This is a genomic window from Xenorhabdus aichiensis (assembly GCF_028598775.1).
Lineage (GTDB): Bacteria > Pseudomonadota > Gammaproteobacteria > Enterobacterales > Enterobacteriaceae > Xenorhabdus > Xenorhabdus bovienii.
The window spans coordinates 1-5,271 of the sequence record NZ_JAQRFO010000087.1; the positions used below are offsets into that span (position 1 = coordinate 1).

The 5,271-nt window shown below is 41.8% G+C and carries 4 protein-coding genes, 5 tRNA genes and 1 rRNA gene; 9 read left to right on the plus strand and 1 reads right to left on the minus strand.

Annotated elements, in window-relative coordinates; all coding sequences use genetic code 11:
- Positions 1-87 precede the first annotated feature (87 nt).
- The 4 genes from PSI22_RS20655 (at position 88) to birA (ending at position 2,455) form a co-directional block, all read left to right on the plus strand.
- Positions 88-163 (plus strand) — tRNA-Thr (locus tag PSI22_RS20655).
- Positions 164-197: 34 nt separating this feature from the next.
- Positions 198-313 (plus strand): 5S ribosomal RNA (rrf, locus tag PSI22_RS20660).
- Positions 314-458: 145 nt separating this feature from the next.
- Positions 459-1,499 (plus strand): UDP-N-acetylmuramate dehydrogenase, encoded by a 1,041-nt coding sequence (gene murB / locus PSI22_RS20665; protein WP_273581375.1) that lies wholly within the window; start codon positions 459-461, stop codon positions 1,497-1,499.
- Entirely contained in the window at positions 1,496-2,455 is a 960-nt protein-coding gene (gene birA / locus PSI22_RS20670) for a bifunctional biotin--[acetyl-CoA-carboxylase] ligase/biotin operon repressor BirA (RefSeq protein WP_273581376.1), read from the plus strand. The genes murB and birA overlap by 4 nt, the downstream gene beginning before the upstream one ends.
- A gap of 32 nt (positions 2,456-2,487) precedes the next feature.
- Here birA and coaA read toward each other — a convergent pair whose 3' ends face one another.
- Entirely contained in the window at positions 2,488-3,438 is a 951-nt protein-coding gene (gene coaA / locus PSI22_RS20675; protein WP_273581377.1) for a type I pantothenate kinase, read from the minus strand.
- A gap of 427 nt (positions 3,439-3,865) precedes the next feature.
- Here coaA and PSI22_RS20680 point away from each other — a divergent pair.
- The 5 genes from PSI22_RS20680 to tuf all read left to right on the plus strand — a co-directional run.
- Positions 3,866-3,941: transfer RNA gene (locus PSI22_RS20680), tRNA-Thr, on the plus strand.
- Positions 3,942-3,956: 15 nt separating this feature from the next.
- Positions 3,957-4,041 (plus strand) — tRNA-Tyr (locus PSI22_RS20685).
- A 101-nt stretch (positions 4,042-4,142) separates the two neighbouring features.
- Positions 4,143-4,217 (plus strand) — tRNA-Gly (locus PSI22_RS20690).
- Positions 4,218-4,223: 6 nt separating this feature from the next.
- Positions 4,224-4,299 (plus strand) — tRNA-Thr (locus tag PSI22_RS20695).
- Positions 4,300-4,406: 107 nt separating this feature from the next.
- Positions 4,407-5,271, plus strand: an 865-nt coding sequence (gene tuf, locus PSI22_RS20700) for an elongation factor Tu (protein ID WP_273581378.1), incomplete at its 3' end; no start/stop codon positions are given.

Below are 5,271 nucleotides of genomic sequence, written 5' to 3' on the forward strand. Positions count from 1 at the left end.
TCAATTAAACAAGGTTGCCGGTCCAAAAGGCAGCTTTTTTTATTTCAGCATTCGGAATCACATCAATAGTGAACGAAAATAGCTCATGCTGATATGGCTCAGTTGGTAGAGCACACCCTTGGTAAGGGTGAGGTCCCCAGTTCGAATCTGGGTATCAGCACCATAAATAATATGTTCGGCAAGTAAAATAGAATTTGCTTGGCAGCAATAGCGCGGCGGTCCCACCTGACCCCATGCCGAACTCAGTAGTGAAACGCCGTAGCGCCGATGGTAGTGTGGGGTCTCCCCATGTGAGAGTAGGGAACTGCCAAGCTTTAATACCCAGTCAAAAGGCCACTCAAACGAGTGGCCTTTTGCGTTTCTTAGTTTCTTATTATCATAGCCGGTAACTACTGATTTATCTTTCAAATGTAGAGTCTGATAGACTACAGATAAATTACTTATCGAGCTTGAAGTAAATGTCTGCCTGTCAATCTATCCAATTAAAAGCGTTCAACACGTTTGGTATATCAGCCTGTGCTGATCATATTTCTACCGTAACTTCAGTTGAATCACTGTTGTCTGCATGGCAAGAAGCGGAGGAAAAAGAGCATCCCATTTTATTACTTGGTGGGGGGAGTAACGTTCTTTTTACCGAAAATTTTAAAGGTACTGTGATATTGAATCGTATTCTTGGTGTTGATATACAAGAATCGGATACAGCATGGCATATCCATGTTGGTGCTGGTGAAAACTGGCATCAGCTGATTGTTCATCTTCTTCATCAACAGATCTATGGCTTAGAAAATTTAGCGTTGATTCCAGGAAATGTGGGGTCAGCACCAATTCAAAATATTGGTGCATATGGAATTGAATTTAAACATGTCTGTGAATATGTCGATCTAATAGAGTTGAAAACTGGCAAACTGATTCATCTTATGGCAAATGAATGCCAATTTGCTTATAGAGATAGTATCTTTAAACATCAATATAAAGATGGCTATGCTATAACAGCAGTTGGCTTGCAATTAAATAAGGTTTGGAAACCAATATTAACTTATGGCGGCTTAACACAGTTCTCATGTGAAGACGTAACACCAGAACGCATATTCAATGCTGTCTGTGAAATGCGTCAGAGTAAGTTACCCGCTCCTGTTATTACCGGGAATGCTGGCAGTTTTTTTAAAAATCCAATTGTATCTATTGAATTGGCGCAAAAGATCAAATTTGATTATCCAGAATGTCCTCAATATCACCATGATGAACATAATGTAAAGATAGCGGCAGGTTGGCTGATAGATCAATGTCACTTGAAAGGTTATTGTATTGGTGACGCTGCCATACATATGAAACAGGCACTGGTGTTAATCAATAAAGGTAATGCAACGGGTCAGGATATTACTGCTTTGGCGACTTATGTACGCAAAAAAGTAGCAGAAAAATTTAATATTTTCTTAGAGCCTGAAGTACGTTTCATTGGTAGTGAGGGTGAGATAGATGCAGTGGAATGTATTTCATGAAAGATATTAGTATCCCATTAAAATTAATTAAAGTGTTATCCGATGGCGAAGTTCATTCCGGGCAGCAGCTTGGTCAAGAATTAGGAATGAGTCGTGCGGGAATAAATAAGCATATTCAGACCATTCGTGAATGGGGTGTAGAAATTTTAACTATCCCGGGTAAGGGTTATCGTTTCCCTGTATCAATGAATCTGCTGGATAAAGAGCTTATTGCAGGTTACCTGCCAAATGATCGTCTCGAAGTTATACCTGTTATCGATTCTACCAATCAGTATTTGCTGGAGAAGTTGTCAGAACTCGATTCAGGTGACGCTTGTGTTGCCGAATATCAGTATGCTGGAAGGGGGCGCCGTGGCAGGCAGTGGATTTCTGCTTTTGGTAGAAATTTATATTTGTCCATGTATTGGCGTTTGGAGCAAGGGCCAGCTGCAGCAATAGGATTAAGCCTGGTTGTTGGGATAGTCATTGCGGAAGTGCTTAACCGTCAGGGGGCTGAAAGAGTAAAAGTGAAATGGCCGAATGATCTCTATCTGGATGATAAAAAGCTGGCAGGGATATTAGTTGAATTGATAGGAAAAACGGGTGATGCGGCTCAGATTGTTATCGGAATAGGCATGAATATTTCAATGAGTAGTGAACAGCAGAAATTGATTAACCAGCAGTGGACTAATCTACAGCAAGCGGGAATAGTTGTTGAACGCAATAAATTAATTTCTGAAATCATTCTTGAGCTTAAAAAAGCGTTAATTCAATTTGAAAACGAAGGGTTATCTCCATTTCTTTTCCGGTGGTTAAAATTAGATAATTTTATGAATCGTTCAGTAAAGCTGATTATTGGAAATCAGGAAGTTTATGGAACGGCTCGTGGAATTGATCAACAAGGGGCATTGCTGCTTGATATAAATGGTGTTATTACACCGTATATTGGTGGTGAAATTTCCCTCAGAGGTTGTTGAATGCAAAGCCGGAAATAGTTCCGGCTATTGCTTTATTTTCTCAACCTGACACTTTCAATAGCGTGGTTCGCTCCTTTAGTCATAATTAGGCTAGCGCGCTCTCTAGTTGGTAAAATGTTTTGTTGTAAGTTTAATCCATTAATTTCCAGCCAAATATCTGATGCAACTTTTATCGCTGTTTCGGTAGTTAACTTAGAATAATTGTGGAAATAAGAGTCTGGATCAGAAAAAGCACCTTGCCGGAACTTAAGAAAACGGTTGATATACCATTGTTTGAGCAACTCTTCTGACGCATCGACATAAATAGAAAAATCGACAAAATCAGACACAAATACATGATGTGGTTCATGTGGATAATCCATACCACTTTGCAGCACGTTTAGTCCTTCAAGGATCAAAATATCTGGACGCTCAATGATTAGTTGTTCATTGGGGACAATATCGTAGCTGAGGTGAGAGTATACTGGTGCTGTAACTTTTTCGGCGCCTGATTTTATATCAGCGACGAATTTCACTAGGTTGCGCATATCGTAGGATTCAGGGAAGCCCTTTTTTTTCATTAAGCCACGTTCATTCAATACATTATTAGAGTGTAAAAAACCGTCTGTCGTTACTAGTTTAACGCGGCGATGTTCGGGCCAGCGGCTTAACAATGCTTGTAATAAACGCGCGGTTGTGCTCTTTCCAACAGCAACACTGCCTGCTATGCCAATGATGTAAGGTATTTTTTGCCCACCAGTCCCTAAAAATTGTTCAAGGACGGCCTGCCGCCGCAAATTGGAACTAATATAAAAATTGAGTAGACGTGACAATGGAAGATAGATCTGAACCACTTCTTCTATTGAAATCTCTTCATTAATCCCTTTTAAAGCAGCAATCTCTTCTGCTGTGAGTGTCAAAGGCACTGAGTCACGTAATGTTGCCCAATGTTCACGATCAAATTGTAAATATGGAGTCGTCAAAAAAGATTCTTTCTTATTCATAAGCCAACATCTGCCTGTCTATGCAGGTTGGACAGGTTGTTGTGAACACCCGTATCCGACAAAAAATAAATCTCATCATATCGGTTGCGTTACTACAGGCGTAGATTTTTTTATGATTTTAGTAATTTTTTTGATAGGAAATACAAAATTGTAAAAAAATCGAACAATTTTCTTGTTTGTTTTTCTAGCTTATTTCTTACTTTTTTTAAAAAAGAGCCAATGTAGTATGAATGATTTTTTAAAAAGATTCGGTGAATCTGTTTCTTGCTACTTGAGCAGTAATGATTTTTGTTGATTATTTATACCAATATTATTGAAAAAATCATCAAAAATGCCAGTGGTGATCGTTTTGTGAACGAAAGAATAAAAAAAACAATTTTTTTGTTGCATCGGGGGCCAACACTACCTAAAATGCGCAGCACTTGATGCCGGCATAGCTCAGTTGGTAGAGCAACTGACTTGTAATCAGTAGGTCCCGAGTTCGACTCTTGGTGCCGGCACCATTAAAAATTTGGAAAGGTGGGGTTCCCGAGCGGCCAAAGGGAGCAGACTGTAAATCTGCCGTCACAGACTTCGAAGGTTCGAATCCTTCCCCCACCACCATTAACCAGTTTTTGTCTTGAGTGTTCTGCTCGAGTTACTACTCCAGAGAAGATACTTAAGATACAATAAACAGCTGATTAAAGTCAGGTAGCCGAGTTCACGCGGGCATCGTATAATGGCTATTACCTCAGCCTTCCAAGCTGATGATGCGGGTTCGATTCCCGCTGCCCGCTCCAAGATGTGCTGATATAGCTCAGTTGGTAGAGCACACCCTTGGTAAGGGTGAGGTCGGCAGTTCGAATCTGCCTATCAGCACCACTTCCCCTGTTCTTGCCTCCTGAATTTTCTTCCTGTAAATACCTAACAAGCGACTGCTTGGTTGATGTGGTGAAACCACCGATTCCGTGTTTTAGAGGAACAATCTAATGTCTAAAGAAAAGTTTGAACGTAAAAAACCGCACGTTAATGTTGGTACTATCGGCCACGTTGACCACGGTAAAACTACCCTGACTGCAGCAATCACTACTGTTCTGGCGAAAACTTACGGCGGTAGCGCTCGTGCATTCGATCAGATCGATAACGCACCAGAAGAAAAAGCGCGTGGTATCACCATTTCTACTTCTCACGTAGAATACGATACCCCAACTCGCCACTATGCGCACGTTGACTGCCCAGGCCATGCCGACTATGTTAAAAACATGATCACGGGTGCTGCTCAGATGGATGGCGCAGTTCTGGTTGTTGCTGCAACTGATGGCCCAATGCCACAGACTCGTGAGCACATCCTGCTGGGTCGTCAGGTAGGCGTTCCATACATCATCGTGTTCCTGAACAAATGTGACATGGTTGATGATGAAGAGCTGCTGGAACTGGTTGAAATGGAAGTCCGTGAGCTGCTGTCTCAGTACGATTTCCCAGGTGATGATACGCCAATCATCCGTGGTTCTGCTCTGAAAGCGCTGGAAGGCGAAGCAGAGTGGGAAGCGAAAATCATTGAACTGGCAGACGCACTGGATTCCTACATTCCAGAACCAGAGCGTGACATTGACAAGCCATTCCTGCTGCCAATCGAAGACGTATTCTCCATCTCTGGCCGTGGTACTGTAGTGACTGGTCGTGTTGAGCGTGGTATCGTTAAAGTGGGTGACGAAGTTGCAATCGTTGGTATCACAGATACGGTGAAAACAACGTGTACTGGCGTTGAAATGTTCCGCAAACTGCTGGACGAAGGCCGTGCTGGTGAGAACGTAGGTGTTCTGCTGCGTGGTACTAAGCGTGACGAAATTCAAC

Excerpts from the sequence above, each read along its gene's own strand:
- birA (WP_273581376.1), top strand. The coding sequence starts at position 1,496 with ATGAAAGATATTAGTATCCCATTAAAATTAATTAAAGTGTTATCCGAT.
- murB (WP_273581375.1), top strand. The coding sequence starts at position 459 with ATGTCTGCCTGTCAATCTATCCAATTAAAAGCGTTCAACACGTTTGGT.
- coaA (WP_273581377.1), bottom strand. The coding sequence starts at position 3,438 with ATGAATAAGAAAGAATCTTTTTTGACGACTCCATATTTACAATTTGAT.